This window comes from Sphingobium aquiterrae (assembly GCF_037154135.1).
Classification (GTDB): Bacteria; Pseudomonadota; Alphaproteobacteria; order Sphingomonadales; family Sphingomonadaceae; genus Sphingobium; species Sphingobium aquiterrae.
The window spans coordinates 171,348-189,935 of the sequence record NZ_JBANFL010000004.1 but is presented as its reverse complement, the minus strand read 5'-3'; the positions used below and the strand labels follow the sequence as shown (position 1 = coordinate 189,935).

Here is an 18,588-nt window from a genome sequence, read left to right as displayed (position 1 = left end):
CGGAAGATGCGCGCTAATGACGACGAATCGCCTGGAAGTCAAGAGAATGCGCGGCTTTGCTGACGGGTATCTGAATACCGTCAACCGGATCGGGCCGCCGTCACCTGTGCCAGGGCCCAGGCGAGATAGGGCGGATGCACGGCATCGACCGCCCATGAGAGGATCGCCGGGACGTCATAATCATGCCCCGCCGCCAACCGCGCCATCAGCGCGTCGCGCGCGGATGCGCTCGTCTTGAACAGCACGGCTATTTCGGCCGCCTGCTCCACCGCCCCTTCCCAGCGATAGGTCGACTGGCAGGGCGCGAGGCGATTGGCGCAGGCGGCAAGGCCGCTTTCCACCGCATCGCGGGCGGCATCGTCGGCAGCGTCTTCGCTCCCGTAGAGCGCATAGACGATGACGAGATCGCCGCCGTTCACCGCCGGCGGCCGACGGCGTGCGCGCCCCAGGCGGTGGAGGCCACCACCAGCGCGCCGACCGCCTGGTGCAGCACCGCCAGCGGCAGCGCGATGCCGCTCATCACCGTGGCAATGCCCAGCGCCACCTGTGTTCCCACCGCCGCGTTGATGGCGATGGAGGCGCCGCGCACGCCCTTGCCCTTCGCCCGGCGGGCCAGCAGGATCAGCACCGCCGCCGTCACCCACGCCCACCAGCGATGGATGAAGTGGACGAGGAACGGATCGCTGCTCACTGTCGCCCAGAGCGCGCCGAGCCCGGAGCCGAGCCACTGCACGCCTTGCGGGAAGACATGGTCGTTCATCAGCGGCCAGTCGCTCGCGACATAGCCTGCATCCAACCCGGCGGTGAAGGCGCCGAAGAGCAGCTGCACCAGCAGCACCAGCGCGGCGAGCACGGCAAATCCGGTCAGGCGCGACGGTTTGGCGGAGGGATTGCGGGCCAGCAGGAAGAGGTCGAGCGCGGTCCACACCAGCCCCGCGATGATGAACAGCGCGGTCAGCAGGTGGACGGCAAGCCGATAATGGCTGACGTCGGTGCGCACCGACAGGCCGGACACCACCATCCACCAGCCGATCGCGCCCTGAAGCCCGCCCAGCGCAAACAGGGCGAGCAGGCGCGGGCCATAGCCGGCGGGAATCGCGCGACGCCATGCGAACCAGAGCAGCGGCGCGGCAAAGGCAAGGCCGATCAACCGCCCCAGCAGCCGGTGCGCCCATTCCCAGAAGAAGATGAACTGGAAGGCGGAAAGGCTCATGCCCCGGTTGATTTCCCGATATTCGGGGATCTGCTGATATTTGCGGAAAGCGTCCATCCACTGGCCATGGGTCAGCGGCGGCAGCGCGCCCGTCACCGGCTTCCATTCGGTGATCGACAGCCCCGATTCGGTCAGCCGCGTGATCCCGCCGACCACCAGCATGAGGAACACGAGCGCGGCCACGACAAGCAGCCAGCGCGCAATCGCCAGCGGCCGGGCCTTGTAACTGCCGGCAAAGGCCGACGACGATGCGGAAGTAACAGCCATGACCGCGCTATTGCGCCTGTCCCCGGGCAGTTTCAAGCGGGATCGCGCGGCCATGCGGGCACACGCGCAAGCGGCGTCCAGCCCATCGCAAAAAGTGCGGATGATATATTGTATCTTTGCAAAACAGCGCCTACATGTCTGCCAGCATGGAGACGACCACCCCCAATTTCCTGAAGGATGCGCTGGCGCGCGGGCTGTTCGATCGGCTGGCGGTCGGGCTGTCCGGCTTGTGCGTCGCGCACTGCATCGCCACCGCCGCGCTGCTGGGCCTGATGGCATCGGCCGGCGGACTGCTGGGCAATCCCCTGTTCCATGAAGCCGGCCTGATGCTGGCTATCGTGCTGGGGGCCGTTGCGCTTGGCCATGGCATTTTCAGCCATGGTTTCATGATGCCCGCCGCGATCGGATCGCTGGGCCTTGGCGTGATGGCAGGCGCGCTCTCGCTGCCCCATGGGTCGGAAGAAAGCCTCTATACGATCTTCGGTGTCGCCCTGCTGGCGCTGGGCCACGACCTCAATCGCCGGGCCGGGCACTGAACGGCGCTTTCCCCCAAGCCCCTTTTCCCTGCATCTTTTCCATCAGACAAATCCCGCCACCCGAAATCCGCCACCCCGGCAGGGCCGGCATGGCGGACGGATGGCAGGATCGGCACAATCGCGCTCCGGCCTCTCCATGCCGGAGCCAAGATCGCTTTATTGGCCCGTTACTGGCCCGGTGCAGCCGGGGCTGCGGGCGCGGCAGCGGCCGGCGGTGCGGCAGCGGCGGAAATCTTCTGCTGCAGGCTCGGGTCGGACTGTGCCGCCGTCGCGATCTCGTTGAAGCGATTCGGATCGAGGCCGCTCGCCTGCACCGCCGCCAGCATCTTGGGCTGCTTGTCCGCCGCGGTGATCGCCGCGTCGTCCTGGATCTTGTTGATCTCGATGGCAGCCGCAGCGAATTTCTTCAGTTCGTCCTCGGTGTAGTTTCCGGCGGCCGGTGCAGGCGCAGCCGCTGCCGGAGCGGGCGAAGACGGCGCGGCCGTCTGGGCGAGCGCGGGCGAAACCGAGGCGACAGCCAGCGTCGAAAGAACAATCTTGAACGAATTGAGCAACATGCTTCTCCTTGCCTTGAAAAGGCGCACGCTGGTGGCTGAACGGACACAATCAAGAAAATTTCGATGGCGCGTGCCATAGCGGCGGCCATCGGTCGCGCGCCCTCGCCCCGCCGCGAATCGGCCCCTGTCGATCGCCTGGGTAACGATCGGGTAACACCCCCTGGAGACCGGGGGAGAGAATCGATACGGACGCGGCGCGGATGCCGCCGGCCGCCACGATACGATCATAGAGAAGCGAGGAGGGGGGGGGGGAGGATGGTGGAGCCTAGCGGGATCGAACCGCTGACCTCCTGCATGCCATGCAGGCGCTCTCCCAGCTGAGCTAAGGCCCCGAAACCATCATATGCACCCACTGGGAAGGGGGTGCGGTCCGGTGGCGAACCATGGGGTGGTTCGCTTTGGAGGCGCTGCCTTTAGTCGAGCAGCGCCTCGCAATGCAAGAGCTTAATTCGCGCTCTCGATTTTAATTGTCGTCGTCGCCGTCATCGGCGCCCGCGTCGACGCCCAGGTCGTCGTCGCCGCCAAGATCGACGTCGTTGTCGGGCGAATCGCCGTCCTCATCGACATCCAGATCGATGTCGAGATCGTCGTCCACAGCCTCGATCGCGCCGTCGGCGGTCTCGACCACCTTCTTGGGCGCCACTTCCTCATAAGGCAGCGGCTGCTTGGACTTCAGAACCGGCTCGGGTTCCCACGGATTGCTGCAGTTGATGCAGACCACCGGCGAGTCCTTGCCCAGATCGTAGAACCGCGTGCCGCACTTCGGGCAGGTCCGCTTCGTGCCCCATTCAGGCTTCACCATGTGCCGCCTCTGTCCTTCTAAACATCATCAAGAAAAGCGCGGTCCAGCCGGGCTGGCCACGCAAAACGAGCCGCGCCTTGCCATAGCGGAACCGCGCTGTCAAAAGCCGCCTGCATTTTTCCCCCCGCAGCATTCCCGGAACATCCCATGTCAAGCCACGCTTCCCCCCTGCCCCAGCGCTTTGCCGCCGCGCCACCGCTTGCCGGCACGGTGCAGGTGCCGGGCGACAAGAGCATTTCCCACAGATCGCTGATGCTGTCCGCCCTGGCCGTGGGCGAAAGCCGGATCGAGGGGCTGCTGGAGGGCGAGGATGTGCTGGCGACGGCGGCCGCCCTTCGCGCCATGGGCGCCGACATCCAACGCGACGACGGCGTGTGGCATGTGCATGGCGTGGGCGTCGGCGGCCTGATGCAGCCCGAAACGGCGCTCGACATGGGCAATAGCGGCACCTCCACCCGGCTGCTCATGGGCCTGCTCGCCAGCCACGACCTGACGGCGACGTTCACCGGCGATGCCTCCTTGAGCAGGCGCCCGATGGGCCGGGTGATCGATCCGCTGTCCACCATGGGCGCGGAATTCACGTCCAGCCCCGGCGGCCGCCTGCCGCTCACCATGCGCGGCATCAGCCCGGCGGTGGCGATCGAATATCGGCTGCCGGTGGCGTCCGCACAGGTGAAGTCGGCGATCCTGCTCGCCGCGCTCAACACGCCGGGCATCACCCGCGTCATCGAGCCGGTGCCGACCCGCGACCATAGCGAGCGGATGCTGCGCGGCTTCGGCGCCGACCTGACCGTTGCGGTGCAGCCGGACGGCGCCCGTATCATTGCGCTGAAGGGCGAGGCGGAGCTCAAGCCCCAGCATATCGTCGTGCCGGGCGATCCCTCCTCCGCCGCCTTCCCGATGGTCGCGGCGCTGCTGGTGCCCGGCTCGCACATCGTCATAGAGAATGTCGGGCTCAATCCGACTCGCGCCGGGCTGGTCGAACTGCTCAGGTCCATGGGCGGCCAGATCGAGATCTTGAACCCGCGCGACGTCGGCGGCGAACCCGTCGGCGACCTTGCCGTCACCGCATCCGCCCTGCACGGCGTCGAGCCCGACCCGGCCAATGTTCCCTCCATGGTCGATGAGTTTCCCGTGGCCTTCGTCGCCGCCGCGCTGGCAGAAGGACGCAGCATATTCCGCGGCCTTGAGGAATTGCGCGTCAAGGAATCGGATCGGATCGCCACCATGGCCGACGGCCTGCGCGCGATCGGCGCCGCGGTGGAAGAGCTGGAGGACGGGTTGATCATCACCGGCACAGGCGGCAAGCCGCTGAAAGGCGGCGGACCGATCGCGACGAAGCTGGATCACCGCATCGCCATGAGCTTCGCGGTCGCCGGCCTCGTCTCCCGCGACGGCGTGGAGGTGGACGACATGCGCCCGGTCGCCACCAGCTTCCCCGGCTTTGTCGACCTGCTCGGCAGCCTTGGCGCCTTTGCGGATGCGGCCGGGGCCGGCGCATGATCATCGCGGTGGACGGCCCGGCGGGCGCGGGCAAGGGCACGATCGCGCGCGCGCTCTCGGCCCATTATGGCATTCCCTATCTGGATACCGGCCTGCTCTATCGCGCGGTCGGCGTGGCGGTGGACCGCTCCGGCGGCAATCCCGACAATGGCGATGACGCGCTGGCGGCCTGCAGCTTCGATGACGCGCTGCTGGCCGACCCGGCCCTGCGCGACGAGGCATCGGGGGCACTGGCGTCGCGCGTGTCGATCCACCCGGCGGTGCGCGCAGCCCTGCTCAAGCGCCAGCGGGATTTCGCCGCGCAGCCGGGCGGCGCCGTGCTCGACGGGCGCGACATCGGCACCATCATCGCGCCCGATGCCGATGCCAAGCTGTTCGTCACCGCCAGCGTCAACGCCCGCGCCTGGCGCCGCATGGCGGAGATGCAGGCGCGCGGCATAGAGGCGGACGCCCATGCCATCGCGGTCGATATCGAGGCGCGCGACGAACGCGACATGAACCGCCCCAATGCCCCCCTGCGGCAGGCCGACGGCGCGGACTTGCTAGATACCAGCAATTTGACTATAGACGCCGCCGTTCAGCAGGCGATTGCGCTTGTGGACGCACAGGTGGCAGGTCGCGGTTGATGCGGCCCAGGGCGGCGCTTCGGATTTTCGGAGCGCCCTTTTCGCTTTTCCGCCAATGCGTCCATTTTGGCGCAGGATTCTGATGGATGCCCGTCTGGCATACGGCCATGCGGGCGCTTTGGCCACGGCCCTGGTCGTCCCTCGGGACATCCATCAGGGCCGCGTTTGAAAAGACCGCCGGAGACAACCGGCTGGCCAGCAACGATGTGAAGGAACTCTAACCATGGCCTCTACGGCATTTCCCTCGCGCGACGATTTCGCCGCGCTTCTCAACGAATCCCTCGGTGGCGAGGACGGCGGCTTTGAAGGCCGCGTCGTCAAGGGCACCGTAACCGCAATCGAAAACGACCTGGCCGTCATCGACGTGGGCCTCAAGAGCGAAGGCCGCGTGCCGCTGCGCGAATTCGCGATGCCCGGCCAGAAGGCCGACATCAAGGTCGGCGACGAAGTCGAAGTCTATGTCGACCGCGTCGAGAACGCCCATGGCGATGCCATGCTCAGCCGCGACCGCGCCCGCCGCGAAGCCGCCTGGGACAAGCTGGAAAGCGAATTCTCCGAGAACGCCCGCGTCGAAGGCGTCATCTTCGGCCGCGTCAAGGGTGGCTTCACCGTCGACCTCGACGGCGCCGTGGCCTTCCTGCCCGGCTCGCAGGTCGATATCCGCCCCGTGCGCGACGTCACCCCGCTGATGGACATCCCCCAGCCCTTCCAGATCCTGAAGATGGATCGTCGCCGCGGCAACATCGTCGTGTCGCGCCGCGCCATCCTGGAAGAGACGCGCGCCGAACAGCGCAGCGGCCTCATCCAGACGCTGGCCGAAGGCCAGGTCATCGAGGGCGTGGTCAAGAACATCACCGATTATGGCGCGTTCGTTGATCTGGGCGGCATCGACGGCCTGCTGCACGTCACCGACCTCAGCTACAAGCGCATCAACCACCCCAACGAGATGATCAACATCGGCGACACCGTTCGCGTGCAGATCATCCGCATCAACCGCGACACGCAGCGTATCTCGCTGGGCATGAAGCAGCTTGAGAGCGATCCGTGGGAAGGCGCATCGGCCAAATATCCGGTGGGTGCGAAGCTTTCGGGCCGCGTCACCAACATCACCGAATATGGTGCGTTCGTCGAGCTGGAGCCGGGCATCGAGGGCCTCGTCCATGTTTCCGAAATGTCCTGGACCAAGAAGAACGTCCACCCCGGCAAGATCGTTTCGACCAGCCAGGAAGTCGAAGTCCTGGTTCTGGAAGTCGACGAAGAGAAGCGTCGCATCTCGCTGGGCCTCAAGCAGGCGCAGTCGAACCCCTGGGATGCCTTTGCCGAGCGTCACCCGGTCGGCTCCGTGGTCGAAGGCGAAGTCAAGAACGCGACCGAATTCGGTCTGTTCATCGGCCTCGACGGCGACGTGGACGGCATGGTGCATATGTCGGACATCGCATGGGGCATCTCCGGCGAGGACGCGCTGGCCCTGCATCGCAAGGGCGAGATGGTCCAGGCCGTGGTGCTCGACATCGACACCGACAAGGAGCGCATCAGCCTTGGCATGAAGCAGCTTGAAAAGGGTGCGCCGGGCGCCGGCTCCACCTCTGCCGCTTCGGGCCTCAACAAGAACGCCACCGTCACCGTCACCGTGCTGGAAGTGCGCGACGGCGGCCTGGAGGTTCAGGCTGGCGACGATGGCGCCACCGGCTTCATCAAGCGCAGCGACCTTGGCCGCGACCGCGACGAACAGCGCCCCGACCGCTTCCAGGTCGGCCAGAAGTTCGACGCGCTGGTCATCGGTTTCGACCGTGCGAAGAAGCCCAACTTCTCCGTCAAGGCGCTGCAGATCGCCGAAGAGAAGCAGGCGGTTGCGCAGTACGGTTCGTCCGACAGCGGCGCATCGCTGGGCGACATCCTGGGCGAAGCGCTGAAGGCCAAGAGCGACAGCTAAGCCATTGAAGACGCCCTTGCCCGGGCGGATATATACCAAAAGCAATAGCCCGTCGGATCGCCATGATCCGGCGGGCTATTTCTTTGGCCGGGCTGGCCGGATCAGCGCAGGGCGACTGTGTGCCATTGCTACACAAGTAGCAATTATACGGAATTGTCCCTGTATTTACATTTCACTAAGCATGTCTAACAAGCATCAATAAAGAGATAGTAGGAATCGGGGGCGCAATGATTCGTTCGGAACTGGTCCAGAAGCTGGCCGAAGAAAATCAGGGACTTACACTTCAAGAAATCGAACGGATCGTAGATCTCTTCTTTCGCGAAATTATAGAACGGCTGGCCGACGGCGGCCGGGTCGAGTTGCGCGGCTTTGGCGCATTCTCCACCCGCTCACGCGATGCCCGGACCGGACGTAATCCGCGCACGGGAGAGACGGTTCCGGTCGACGCCAAGCGCGTCCCCTATTTCAAGCCGGGCAAGGAAATGCGTGATCGCCTGAACACGAAATAGAGCCGCCATTTTAACATATCTCTTCCCGGGCACCCCTTGCCCGACGGTTCTGACGCTACGGAAAGCTGAACCGAAATAGAGCATGTCCGGTGCAATCCCATCGGAACGATCATGCCCCCGCGCCGGCCGGCAATGCCGGACATCGCCGTCGCAGCCGCCGCCGGCACCACCATCCCGCTTGACGCCCGCCATGACGCGCGGCACGGAACGCAACGATCCAGCCGGATATGGCGGGATGTGCGGACGTGGTGAAATGGTAGACGCGGCGGACTTAAAATCCGCTTCCAGCAATGGAGTGCGGGTTCAAGTCCCGCCGTCCGCACCAGCTTTTCAAGGGGCTCATACAGCCTCGCCCAGGGAACGCCGGGCAGTCCATGGGCGCAGCCGATCAGGCGGACGATAGGCTCGCATGCTTCTGCGGACCGGGGCCTGTGGCCAGCGGCGGATCAATCGGGTACAGAAAATCATTCGCCCTGCAGGCTGCAACATAAAGGATGCCGTGGATGAATCCCGCCCTCCCCCGACTGGTCGCGACATCGCCCCTGGCCATCATCGCGGCGCTGGCCCTGACGGCCTGTTCCGGTTCCGGCCAACCGGCGGCCAACAACAGCGTGGCCGTGACCAACATGACCGGCAATGACATGGCGAACGTCACCGCGATCGCCGAAGACAGCGACGCCCTTACCCCCGCCAGCGAGGCGGAAGGCAATGCCAGCCTGGTTTCGGACAGCTGGATGGGCCGATGGACGGGCCCCGAAGGCCTGTTCCTCGATATCCGCGCCGCCGATGACGGCACGCCGGGCCATTATGCGCTGACCATTCAGGACACGCTGGATCGCAAGGCGGACTATGCCGGCATGGCGGATGGCAAGGGCATCGGCTTCACCCGCGATGGCAAGGCATTCAGCATCCGGCCGGGTAGCGGCGCCGACACCGGCTTCAAATATCTGGCGGACAAGAAGGATTGCCTGATCGTGCAGAAGGGCAAGGAAGGTTATTGCCGCTAGGACCATCGACATTCAGTTCAGGTGGCGCCGGAGTAGCAGACGACCGCAGGGCCAAGCCGTGATTTTCGAGTATCGGAGCACGGAAATTGAAACGAGGCATGTGAATCGTTTCAACGCTTTACGGGTCTGAACAAGCCGAAGGACGATGCGTGCCGGAGCCTGTTCCAGATCATCGAACGGCTCGGCACATGCATCAGGCCAAAAACACTGGGCGGCCGATCCGAAGCGATCGGATCGCAAGGCGCACGCTCCTTGTTCCTTGTTTTCCGCCAACTGCATTCATCCGGCGGCGCGACACATGCTTTAAGACCAATTTACATTCAGCCCGTGCAGACCCGTAAAGCGTTGAAACGATTCACATGCCCTGTTTCAAATCCTGCGCGCCGATGCGTGAGCATCTCGCTTTGTAGCGGTCATGTGGGACTCCGCCTCCATCGCTCATGGAGCGCGCCGCGCGGATAAAATGGCGTCCAGCAAAATGGGGACCGGCATCGCTGCCAGTCCCCACTTCCGCCGTCGCCGCCGGCACATCCGCGAACGGATGGCAAGGCGAGGCATCGGCGTGCCGCGGTCCTTCATCTGGAACAGTGTCTGCAACCCTGTTCCGTTCAGGCACCGCCGGAGGGTCGACCGCGAACGGCCATGGCCTCCATGCTCCAATCCACAGCAGCCCCTGCAATGCGCCTTCACGCCGCCGGCATGCCATTTCCATCGAGCCCTGCCGGATGAACCCCGTGCCACCGCCTTTCGGCGGCGCCACATGCCCGTTCACCGGCAGACCGTCAGGCGTGGCAATCGGGTTCCCCCTTGTGCCGGGTCGGGATTTCTCCTGGCGCCCTTGCCTTTCGATATGCCGATGCTCTCACCATCGGCGAGTCGCGCAAAATGGAATCATGGCTTCCACGGCAGCCGGACCGCATGAAATCTGTGGATGAATGTGGATAAGTCGGGCGGCGCCCCGGATTCCGGCGGTCAGGCGCCCGGTCAGTTGCCCGGTGCCCAGCCCGGCGGCGCCAATGTGAAGCCGGCAAAATCGAAGCCCGGCGTCACCGTGCAACTGACCAGCGCCCAGCCCGCATCCGCCTGTGCCGCCTGCCAGTGATCGGCCGGGACCAGACCCTGCGGCGATTGCCCCGCCATGATGTCGCCGCCCAGCACATGCGCGGCGACCGGCCCGCCGTCACCCGGCGCGGTCAGCAGCCGCAAGGGATGGCCGGCATGCCAGAACCAGATCTCCGTCGCATCCACGCGGTGCCAGTGCGACCGTTGCCCCTGTTCCAACAGGAACAGGATCGCCGTGCCCGGCGAACGGGCGCCTGCGGCGGCATCGGCCCGCCAGGTTTCACGATACCAGCCGCCTTCGGGATGGGGCGACAGGCCCAGCCGGTCGATCAATGCGCGTGCCTCATCCATCTATTCCCCCTTCTGTCCTCGCATGGGCGCGGCATGGCTGGCCCGGACAGGCCGCGCACCACGCCAACGCAACGCATGCATCAGATTATTTCACATTTATTTCAACATTTTATGCCGTTGTCACAGGTTCATGCAACTTCGTCCATGGTCGGCAGGTTCAATGCCCGTGGTCAAGGACAGGCCAGGATATCGGCCATATACAAGAAGGAGCAAATCATGCGTACCCTCATGCTTTCGCTGGCGGCGGCTGCCGTCGCCATCCCCGCGACATTCGCGATGCCCGGCGACCAGGCCGAGGCGCGCCGCAACTATCAGTACAAGGAATGGCGCGGTCGGGACGGCCGCACCTATTGCCGCAAGTCGGACGGCACCACCGGCCTGATCGTCGGCGGCGTGGGCGGCGCCCTTGTCGGCCGGGCGGTCGACACCCGCGGCGATCGCGCCACCGGCACCATCCTGGGCGCGGCCGCAGGGGCGTTGATCGGCAAGGAAGTCGACAGCAAGCGTCGCTGCCGCTGAGCCCACCGGCCCGCCGGCCATGGGGTGACATCGCCCCATGGCCCCGGCGCGGCCACCCGTCGCCACGCAATGACCCATCGGATCGCGCCGTGGCGCAAGGTGCCGCCAGAAGCCGAATGAAAAAGGGGCGGCCTGGATATGCCAGGCCGCCCCAAAATATGTGATCCTGAGGATCAGTCGCCCCAAGAGCATTTCCCAGTCAGGTGGCGTCACCTGACGGCGCGGAAAATGCGTCCATCAAAAGCATGGAGCGGTTGATCCGATACCATCGGATCGCAAACCGCCTTAGCGGGCAACCACCTCTGCACCCGCAGCAGCGCCGCGTGCCGAGTCAACGTCGAAGGCAACCTGCTGGCCGCCGGAAACGCCGTTCACCTTGCCGCCGCGGACGACCAGCGAGAAAGCGGCACCGCCGGGGTAGCGATTGCCGGAAATCCGGCTCGCGCCCTTTTCTTCCTTCACCTGGTAAATATAGGTGTAGCCTTCGTGGACGAAGCGCTCCTTGGGCGCGTCACCGGCGATGGCGGGAACGGCGGCGAGAAGGGCAGCAGCCGGTGCGGCGACAAAAACAATCTTGGACAGCATTCGCATGAGTTATCTCCTTGTGAATGCCGATCAAACACCTCGGTATGTTTTGTTCTATTTCTGTTAATGCCCTTATATGTTGCATTGCAGCACGCCAGCAATCGCAAAGGGCGTCAAGACGATTGCGTGGCGCGCAATCACATCCCAACCAGACTGCTAGAGAATCCTCAAAGCCCGGCCAGCTTGAGGATATGGCGGAATTGCGGCTCGGTGACGGGCGAAACCGAGAGGCGCGACTGGCGGATCATCGCCATTTCCGCCAACGCCGGATCGGCCTTGATCGTCTTCAACGTTACGGCATCGGGCAGTTTCTTATGCGGCGCAACATGCACGGCGATCCACTTGCCGGTCTCGTCGGTGCTGTCGGGCGCGGCCTCCCGCACGATCTCCATGATGCCGACCGCCTCCAGCCCGATATTGCTGTGGTAGAACAGCGCCAGATCGCCTTTCTTCATCGTCTTCATGTTCAGCTGGGCGGCATGGTTGCGCACGCCGTCCCACTCCGCCTCGCCCTTTTCGACCAGATCGTCCCAGGAAAAGACGTCGGGTTCCGACTTCATCAGCCAATAGTGCATGCGGGCGGGCTCCTGCTTCGTCGATGGGAAAGATGGCTCCCCATGCAACGCCGGGCGATGCGGGATCAAGCCCGCTCTGCATCGGGCGCTCCTGTCATGGGCCCGGTCGTGGCGCCTATCGTGGCTCTTGTCGTGGCTCTATCGTGACAGGGCGGCTTGGCACCGCTAGACTGCGGCATTGCCCTTTGTGGAGTTGAAATCCGTGTCCCAGACCGTTCTCGATGCCGTTCCCGTCCTCTCGATGGCCGGCGAGAGCAGGCAGGCCTTTGCGCAGAAGTTCGGCGGCTCCTTCCACCGCTTCGGCTTCGCGATGGTGAAGGATCACGGCATGGACATGGCGCTGATCGACGATGCCTGGGCCAGGGCCAAGGCGTTCTTCGCCCTGCCCGAGGATGTGAAGCGCCGCTACATCGTGGCGGGCGGCGGCGGCCAGCGCGGCTACACCGCCTATGGGACGGAGATCGCCAAGGGCGCGAGCGAGAACGACCTCAAGGAATTCTGGCATGTCGGCCGCGACCTGGCGCCGGGCGATCCGCTGGCGGAGACCATGCCGCCCAATATCTGGCCGGACGAGATTGCGGGTTTCCGCGACACCTTCACCCGCCTCTTCGTGGAGTTCGACCGGGTCGGCGCGCGGCTGCTGTCGGCGATCGCGCTGTATCTGGGGCTGGACGAACATTGGTTCGACGATCCGATCCGCGACGGCAACAGCATCATCCGCGCGCTGCACTATCCGCCGGTGTCCCCGCAAGCCCCCGGCATCCGCGCCGGCGCGCATGAGGACATCAACCTCATCACCCTGTTGCTGGGCGCGGAGGAAGGCGGGCTGGAGCTGCTGGATCGCGACGGCAACTGGCTGCCCGTGGTGCCGCCGCCCGGCGCGCTGGCCATCAATGTCGGCGACATGCTGCAGCGGCTGACCAACCATGTGCTGCCCTCGACCAGCCACCGCGTGGTCAACCCGCCGCCCGAGCGGCGCGGCTATTCGCGTTATTCCATGCCCTTTTTCCTGCACCTGCGCCCCGATTTCATGATCGAGGCGCTGCCGCAATGCGTGACCGCGGAAAACCCGCTGCGCGAGCCGCCGATCAGCGCGCATGACTATCTGCACGAGCGGCTGGTGGAGATCGGGCTGATCAAGAAGGGGTGAGGCCTCTCGCGCTACGATCCTTTCCGCCGGGTCGCCCGACGGGATATCGCCTGTCCTATTTCCGCCGCCGGCCCATGGTGATGCCGATCGATTCGCCGCGTTCGGTGAGCGCCAGCTTCACGATCTTCACCTCGACATGGCGGACCATCTCGTCCTGCAGGAAGACAGTTTCGATGATATGGTCCGCGACCGCTTCGATCAGGGTGAAATGCCGGTCCTTCGGGATCGCATCCGTCGCCGCATGCTTGAGGTCCATATAGTTTTTGGACCGCGACAGCGGCGTGTCCGGCGCATAATGATCGGCCATCTTCAGCCGCGCGCGCACGGAAATCCGCAACGGTTGCGGCAGGTGCGTTTCCTCGGAATAGATGCCGGTCAGAATGTCGACGTCCAGATCGTCGACTTCCAGGATCAGATAGTCCTCTTGGGGCAGGGTCATTAAAATTGCGCTTCCCTTGGCACGCGCACCCATGGCCGCCATGGGGCGGCCACAGGGGGCCGCTGTCGCGAAATTGCCGTTTTTCCTTTTCATTTATCGGCGAGGCGGTAATAGGCCGCCGCTTCGGGCGCTCATGCCCCTTTGCGGATGGAACGGCAAGTGACGAATATCCTCCCCCTGGCGTCGCAGACGGACGAGGCCGTCGAGCAGTTGCTCGACGCGGCGTTCGGCGCGGACCGACGGGGCCGGACCGCCTATGTCATCCGCCAGGGCATGGCCTGGCTGCCCGAGCTTTCCTATGCCGCGCTGGACGATGCCGGAAAGCTGGTCGGCACGCTGCAAAGCTGGCCCGTGGCCTTGCATGGCACCGATGGATCGTCCGCGCCACTCGTCATGGTCGGCCCGGTCGCGGTGATGCCCGATGCGCAGCGCGGCGGCTATGGCCGGGCGATGATGGACGCGGTGGTGCGCGACGCCCGCACCCAGCGCAGCGCGCCGCTGATGATGGTCGGCGACCCGGAATATTATGGCCGCTTCTGGGGCTTTTCCGCCGATGCGACGGGCCGGTGGGACGCGCCCGGACCGTTCGAGCATCGCCGCCTGCTGGCGCTGGAGACCGGCGGCGGCGCGATCCCGGTGCAAGGCATGCTGGGGCCGCGACAGACGGTCTCGGCCTAACACCCTCCGCCAGGCGGGCCTGCGAAACCTTGGAACGAGGCATGTGACTCGTATCCATTCCTGTGCCACGATGCTCGGGAAGCCCCTTCCCGGCCCCGCCTGAGCGGAATGGGGGACAGCCCGAATAGCCCTTTGCTTTGGGCGGGCGTCGTCCTATCTCCCCCGGATGCCGATGGACCCGCCGCCCGACCTGGAAACGCTTTCGCTCGCGGATATCGCGCGGCTGGCGCAGGAAAAGCGCCTGCCGCCGGTGGAGCAATGGAACCCCACCCATTGCGGCGACAGCGAGATGCGCATCGCCCGCGACGGCACATGGTTCCACCAGGGATCGCCCATCGGCCGCGCGGCGATGGTGCGGCTGTTCTCCACCATCCTGCGCCGCGAGCCCGATGGCGGCTATGTGCTGGTGACGCCCGTCGAAAAGCTCGCCATCGCGGTGGAGGATGCGCCCTTCGTCGCTGTCGAGGTGAAGAGCGAGGGCGAGGGCGCGGCTCGCCGCCTCGCCTTCCGGCTCAACACCGGCGATATCGCGCCGGTGGGGCCGGACCATCCGCTGACGGTGCGCGCGACCGACACCGGGCCGCACCCCTATATACTGGTGCGCGGCGGGCTGGAGGCGCTGGTCGCGCGCAGCGTCTATTATGAACTGGTCAACATCGCGCTTGAGGAAGAGGGCGAACGGATCGGCCTGTGGAGCGACGGCGCCTTCTTCCCGCTCGATCTGCCGGCGGGTGGACCGGCGGACGGGCCGGCATGAGGCTGGCGGACCGGCTGCGCGCGGACCTTGCCACCGGCCATGCGCGCGATATCGGCCCCCTGTTGCACGACCCGCGGATCGCGGGCGACATCCTGCTCGCCCCCGCCGCCGTGCTGGTGGCGATCACCGACCGGCCCGAGCCCGGCCTCATCCTGACGCAACGATCGGCCAGGCTGCGCAAGCATCCCGGCCAGGTCGCCTTTCCCGGCGGGCGGGTGGACGAGGGCGATGCCGACGAAGCGGCGGCTGCGCTGCGTGAGGCGCATGAGGAAATCGGCCTGCCGCCCGACCGGGTGGAACTGATCGGCCTGTCGGATCGCTATCACACCTTCACCGGCTTCGACATCGTGCCGGTGCTGGGTGTCGTCCCGCCGGACCTGCCGCTGACCCCGCAGGAAACGGAGGTCGAGAGCTGGTTCGAACTGCCGCTCGCCTTTGCGCTGAACCCGGCCAACCGACGCTGCCAGCAGACGGAATTCATGGGGAAACCGCATCATTATTATGAAATCCGGTGGCAGGATCGGCGGATCTGGGGGATCACCGCCGCCATCCTCGCCAATCTTTCCCGCAGGCTCGGCCATGATCCTTCCTGACGCGCCATGGCGGCACAAGCCGGGGCTGGACCGGCTGCTGGCCGCGCTCGGCCCGGATGCGGCGCGCTTCGTGGGCGGGGCGGTGCGCGACGGGCTGCTGGGCGAGCCGGTCAAGGATGTCGACATCGCCACCGTCCACGCCCCCGATGCGGTGATGGCGCGCCTGCGCGACGTGCCGGGCATCAAGCTGGTGCCGACCGGCATCGACCATGGCACCATCACCGCCGTGATCGAGGGCTGGCCGGTCGAGATCACGACCCTGCGCCGGGATGTCTCCACCGACGGGCGGCGGGCGACGGTCGCCTTCTCCGCCGACTGGCGCGAGGATGCGGCGCGGCGCGACTTCACCTTCAACGCGCTCTATGCCGATCCGGCGGACGGCACGATCACCGACTATTTCGGCGGCGTGGCGGACCTGGCGGCGCGGCGCGTGCGCTTTATCGGCGCCGCAGCCGACCGCATTGCCGAGGACCATCTGCGCATCCTGCGCTTCTTCCGCTTCCATGCCCGTTTCGGCCGGGGCGAACCCGATGCGGAGGGCTATGCCGCCTGCGTCGCCGCCGCCAACAGCCTGATGGCCCTCTCCCGCGAGCGGGTGGCCGACGAACTGCTGAAGCTGCTGGCCGTTGCCGACCCCACGCCTACCATGCGGTTGATGGTCGCGGACGGCATCCTGGCGCCGGTCCTGCCGGAGATCGAAGCTGACGGCGTGGAGCGCCTTGGCGCGCTGGTGGCGCGGGAGCGGGAAGCGGGCGTCCCGGCGTCGGCGCTCCGCCGCCTGTGCGCCCTGCTGCCGCAGGAAGCCGCGACCGGCGAAGCGGTGGCCGCGCGCCTCAAGCTGTCGAACAAGGCGCGCAGACGCATGGCGGTGGCGCTCACCCCTTCCCCGACGCATCGCGATGCCGGCGAACTGGCCTATCGGCTGGGCGCGGAAGGCGCGATCGACCGGCTGCTGCTCGGCGAGGACGGATCGCCGGCGGACGCCGCCGCGCTGGCCGGATGGGAAAAGCCGTCCTTGCCGATCGGCGGCGGCACGCTGGTGGCGCGCGGGCTTCCGGCTGGCCCGGACGTCGCCCATGTGCTGCGCATGATCGAGGAAGAGTGGATCGCCGAGCGTTTTCCCGATGCGGCGCGGGTCGATGCGATCGCCGATCAGATCGTTTCGAAATTCCAGCGCGCGCGCCAATAGTCGAAGGCGGCCGCAGCCATCATCGGCACCGAATAATAATAGCCCTGCCCCTGCCAGCAGCCCATGCGGTCGAGCCCGTCGGCCAGCTCGCGGGTTTCGATGCCCTCGGCCGTCACCCGCAGCCCCAGCGATTCGGCCAGCGAGAGGATCGCCTTGACGATGGCCGTCTTGTCGCGATCCCTCAACATGCCCGTCACCAGGCTCCGGTCGATCTTCAGCACGTCGATCGGCAGGCTCTGCAGGCTGGCAAGGTTGGAATAGCCCGTGCCGAAATCGTCCATGGCGATCGAAGCGTCCATCGCCTTGAGCGCGGAGAGCACCTGCCGCGCCTTGTCCGGATCGGCAATGATCGCGCTTTCGGTCAGTTCCATGGTCAGCCGCTTGCCGTCGATGCCGCTGTAGCGCAGCGCCTCTTCCAGCACGCTCGGCACATCGTCGCGCGCCATCTGGATCGCCGACAGGTTGACGCTGACGCGGATCGGCAGCGGATCGCCATTCATCCTGTCCCATTTGGCCAGCGTCTGGGCCGCCTCATGCATCGCCCAGCGGCCCAGCGGCACGATCAGCCCGGATTCCTCGGCCGCCGGGATGAACTCCGCCGGGGAGACGGCGCCCAGTTCCGGGTCGTTCCACCGCGCCAGCGCCTCGAACCCCGCAACCTCGCCCGAGCGGAGGTGGACGATGGGCTGAAAGGCCAGTTCCAGCCCGCCATTGGCCAGCGCGTCGCGCAGCCGGCTTTCCAGGGTGAAGCGACGATGCGCCTCCTTCAGCACGCCGGTCCGGTAGATTTCCAGCTTGCCGGACCGCTTGGCGAACTTCACCGCCGCCTGCGCCTGGCGCACGATGTCGTCCGGATCATCCTCCCGGCTGCTGGAGAGCGCGCAGCCGATGGCGCAATCGACGCTGATCTGCAGGTTGGAGAGGCGCACGGGGGACGACAGCGTGTCGTTGATCCGCTGCACGATATGGAGGGCATCGGAAAGGCCGTTATGCAGCCGGGCGAAGATGGCGAATTCATTGCCGCCGATCCGCGCGAGCACATCCCCCTGCCGCAGCGACGACTTCAGGCGCTTGGCGACGGTGATGATCAGTTCGTCGCCGGCCAGCGCGCCCAGCGATTCATTGACCCGGCTGAACCGGGCAAGATCGATGCACAGGATGGCAAAGCCGCTGCCCTCCGGCCAGGGGGCGTGCGCCAGCCGGTCGTCGATCTCTTCGCCGAAGCCCGCGCGATTGGGCAGGGCCGTCAGGCTGTCCGTCAGCAATTCGCGGCGGAAATTCCGCTCGATCATCCGCTCGCCGGTGCGGTCGATGACGGTCAGCAGAAAGCGCGATTCGCCCTGTTGCTCCTGGTCGAGTCGGCCAAGCGTGCAGGAATAATATTCCGGGCCCAGCATGCCGTCTTCGCGCACTTCGAAATGCGCCAAGCCATTGCCGGAGACCATGCAGGAGAAGATGCGATCGCGCCAGTCGGCCTGGAAACGGCGGCGGCGGTCATCGTTGTTGTTGATATAAACCGAGAGTTTCTGCGTGAAAGCCGGGTTGGCCGACAGAATGCAGAAATCCTTGCCCGCCAGCGACAGGATCGCGGCGGGATGAGGCAGGGCCTCCAGCCAGTCGACGGCGCCAGAGCAATCGCTCACCGGCTCCGGCGCGGGCGCGCAGGCCATGTCTTCCCCTGTCCAGACTCGTGCGGGCACGGATTCCATATGCTCCGCCTAGCCCAAAGAGTGTAAA

At 65.9% G+C, this 18,588-nt stretch carries 21 protein-coding genes and 2 tRNA genes; 13 read left to right on the top strand and 10 right to left on the bottom strand.

Annotated elements, in window-relative coordinates:
• Positions 1–80: 80 nt before the first annotated feature.
• On the bottom strand, positions 81–419 hold the full coding sequence (cutA, locus tag WFP78_RS06190; protein ID WP_336959780.1) for a divalent-cation tolerance protein CutA: 339 nt from the start codon (positions 417–419) through the stop codon (positions 81–83).
• Positions 416–1,480 carry a COX15/CtaA family protein gene (locus tag WFP78_RS06185; protein ID WP_336959778.1) on the bottom strand — a complete coding sequence of 355 codons (1,065 nt, stop codon included), beginning with the start codon at positions 1,478–1,480 and terminating at the stop codon, positions 416–418. Before WFP78_RS06185 ends, cutA begins: the two co-directional genes overlap by 4 nt.
• A 134-nt stretch (positions 1,481–1,614) precedes the next feature.
• Here WFP78_RS06185 and WFP78_RS06180 point away from each other — a divergent pair, with 134 nt between their 5' ends.
• Positions 1,615–2,016: a MerC domain-containing protein gene (locus tag WFP78_RS06180; RefSeq protein WP_419722923.1), complete on the top strand. Its 402-nt coding sequence runs from the start codon at positions 1,615–1,617 to the stop codon at positions 2,014–2,016.
• Positions 2,017–2,183: 167 nt separating this feature from the next.
• Here the strand turns inward: WFP78_RS06180 and WFP78_RS06175 are convergent, their stop codons facing one another.
• From WFP78_RS06175 to WFP78_RS06165, 3 genes are all read right to left on the bottom strand, one after another.
• Positions 2,184–2,570, bottom strand: a complete 387-nt coding sequence (locus WFP78_RS06175) for a DUF4168 domain-containing protein (protein ID WP_336959777.1) — start codon at positions 2,568–2,570, stop codon at positions 2,184–2,186.
• Positions 2,571–2,829: 259 nt separating this feature from the next.
• Positions 2,830–2,905: transfer RNA gene (locus WFP78_RS06170), tRNA-Ala, on the bottom strand.
• Positions 2,906–3,036: 131 nt separating this feature from the next.
• Positions 3,037–3,375, bottom strand: a complete 339-nt coding sequence (locus tag WFP78_RS06165; protein ID WP_336959775.1) for a TIGR02300 family protein — start codon at positions 3,373–3,375, stop codon at positions 3,037–3,039.
• 147 nt (positions 3,376–3,522) lie between these two features.
• Between WFP78_RS06165 and aroA the strand changes: the two genes are divergently transcribed.
• From aroA to WFP78_RS06135, 6 genes are all read left to right on the top strand, one after another.
• A complete protein-coding gene (aroA, locus tag WFP78_RS06160) occupies positions 3,523–4,878 on the top strand; it encodes a 3-phosphoshikimate 1-carboxyvinyltransferase (RefSeq protein ID WP_336959773.1) in 1,356 nt (451 codons plus the stop codon).
• A complete protein-coding gene (gene cmk / locus WFP78_RS06155) occupies positions 4,875–5,504 on the top strand; it encodes a (d)CMP kinase (protein ID WP_336959772.1) in 630 nt (209 codons plus the stop codon). Before aroA ends, cmk begins: the two co-directional genes overlap by 4 nt.
• Positions 5,505–5,727: 223 nt before the next feature.
• Positions 5,728–7,437, top strand: a complete 1,710-nt coding sequence (gene rpsA / locus WFP78_RS06150; RefSeq protein ID WP_336959770.1) for a 30S ribosomal protein S1 — start codon at positions 5,728–5,730, stop codon at positions 7,435–7,437.
• A gap of 227 nt (positions 7,438–7,664) precedes the next feature.
• Entirely contained in the window at positions 7,665–7,946 is a 282-nt protein-coding gene (ihfB, locus tag WFP78_RS06145) for an integration host factor subunit beta (protein WP_336959768.1), read from the top strand.
• Positions 7,947–8,185: 239 nt separating this feature from the next.
• Positions 8,186–8,271, top strand: a tRNA-Leu gene (locus WFP78_RS06140).
• Positions 8,272–8,449: 178 nt separating this feature from the next.
• Positions 8,450–8,953 (top strand): hypothetical protein, encoded by a 504-nt coding sequence (locus tag WFP78_RS06135; RefSeq protein ID WP_336959767.1) that lies wholly within the window; start codon positions 8,450–8,452, stop codon positions 8,951–8,953.
• Positions 8,954–9,937: 984 nt separating this feature from the next.
• On the opposite strand, the gene WFP78_RS06130 is transcribed toward WFP78_RS06135, so the two are convergent.
• Entirely contained in the window at positions 9,938–10,366 is a 429-nt protein-coding gene (locus WFP78_RS06130; RefSeq protein ID WP_336959765.1) for a cupin domain-containing protein, read from the bottom strand.
• 216 nt (positions 10,367–10,582) lie between these two features.
• On the opposite strand from WFP78_RS06130, the gene WFP78_RS06125 reads away from it, so the two are divergent.
• A complete protein-coding gene (locus tag WFP78_RS06125) occupies positions 10,583–10,885 on the top strand; it encodes a glycine zipper 2TM domain-containing protein (RefSeq protein ID WP_336959764.1) in 303 nt (100 codons plus the stop codon).
• 285 nt (positions 10,886–11,170) lie between these two features.
• Here WFP78_RS06125 and WFP78_RS06120 read toward each other — a convergent pair whose 3' ends face one another.
• Positions 11,171–11,470 carry a hypothetical protein gene (locus tag WFP78_RS06120; protein WP_336959957.1) on the bottom strand — a complete coding sequence of 100 codons (300 nt, stop codon included), beginning with the start codon at positions 11,468–11,470 and terminating at the stop codon, positions 11,171–11,173.
• 167 nt (positions 11,471–11,637) lie between these two features.
• On the bottom strand, positions 11,638–12,045 hold the full coding sequence (locus WFP78_RS06115; RefSeq protein ID WP_336959762.1) for an EVE domain-containing protein: 408 nt from the start codon (positions 12,043–12,045) through the stop codon (positions 11,638–11,640).
• A gap of 202 nt (positions 12,046–12,247) precedes the next feature.
• Here WFP78_RS06115 and WFP78_RS06110 point away from each other — a divergent pair, with 202 nt between their 5' ends.
• Entirely contained in the window at positions 12,248–13,195 is a 948-nt protein-coding gene (locus tag WFP78_RS06110) for an isopenicillin N synthase family dioxygenase (RefSeq protein WP_336959760.1), read from the top strand.
• A gap of 55 nt (positions 13,196–13,250) precedes the next feature.
• Here the strand turns inward: WFP78_RS06110 and WFP78_RS06105 are convergent, their stop codons facing one another.
• Entirely contained in the window at positions 13,251–13,634 is a 384-nt protein-coding gene (locus WFP78_RS06105) for a dihydroneopterin aldolase (RefSeq protein ID WP_336959758.1), read from the bottom strand.
• 159 nt (positions 13,635–13,793) lie between these two features.
• Here WFP78_RS06105 and WFP78_RS06100 point away from each other — a divergent pair, with 159 nt between their 5' ends.
• From WFP78_RS06100 to WFP78_RS06085, 4 genes are all read left to right on the top strand, one after another.
• The gene (locus tag WFP78_RS06100) at positions 13,794–14,312 is read left to right on the top strand and encodes a GNAT family N-acetyltransferase (RefSeq protein WP_336959757.1); all 519 of its coding nucleotides are present in this window, start codon (positions 13,794–13,796) and stop codon (positions 14,310–14,312) included.
• Between the two features lie 166 nt (positions 14,313–14,478).
• Positions 14,479–15,069 carry a DUF1285 domain-containing protein gene (locus WFP78_RS06095; protein ID WP_336959755.1) on the top strand — a complete coding sequence of 197 codons (591 nt, stop codon included), beginning with the start codon at positions 14,479–14,481 and terminating at the stop codon, positions 15,067–15,069.
• Positions 15,066–15,662: a CoA pyrophosphatase gene (locus tag WFP78_RS06090; protein WP_336959753.1), complete on the top strand. Its 597-nt coding sequence runs from the start codon at positions 15,066–15,068 to the stop codon at positions 15,660–15,662. Before WFP78_RS06095 ends, WFP78_RS06090 begins: the two co-directional genes overlap by 4 nt.
• Positions 15,649–16,851, top strand: coding sequence for a CCA tRNA nucleotidyltransferase (locus WFP78_RS06085; RefSeq protein ID WP_336959752.1), 1,203 nt, complete (start codon positions 15,649–15,651; stop codon positions 16,849–16,851). The genes WFP78_RS06090 and WFP78_RS06085 overlap by 14 nt, the downstream gene beginning before the upstream one ends.
• On the opposite strand, the gene WFP78_RS06080 is transcribed toward WFP78_RS06085, so the two are convergent.
• Positions 16,815–18,521, bottom strand: a complete 1,707-nt coding sequence (locus tag WFP78_RS06080; protein ID WP_336959750.1) for a putative bifunctional diguanylate cyclase/phosphodiesterase — start codon at positions 18,519–18,521, stop codon at positions 16,815–16,817. The two genes, WFP78_RS06085 and WFP78_RS06080, sit on opposite strands and share 37 nt — an antisense overlap.
• Between the last annotated feature and the right edge of the window lie 67 nt (positions 18,522–18,588).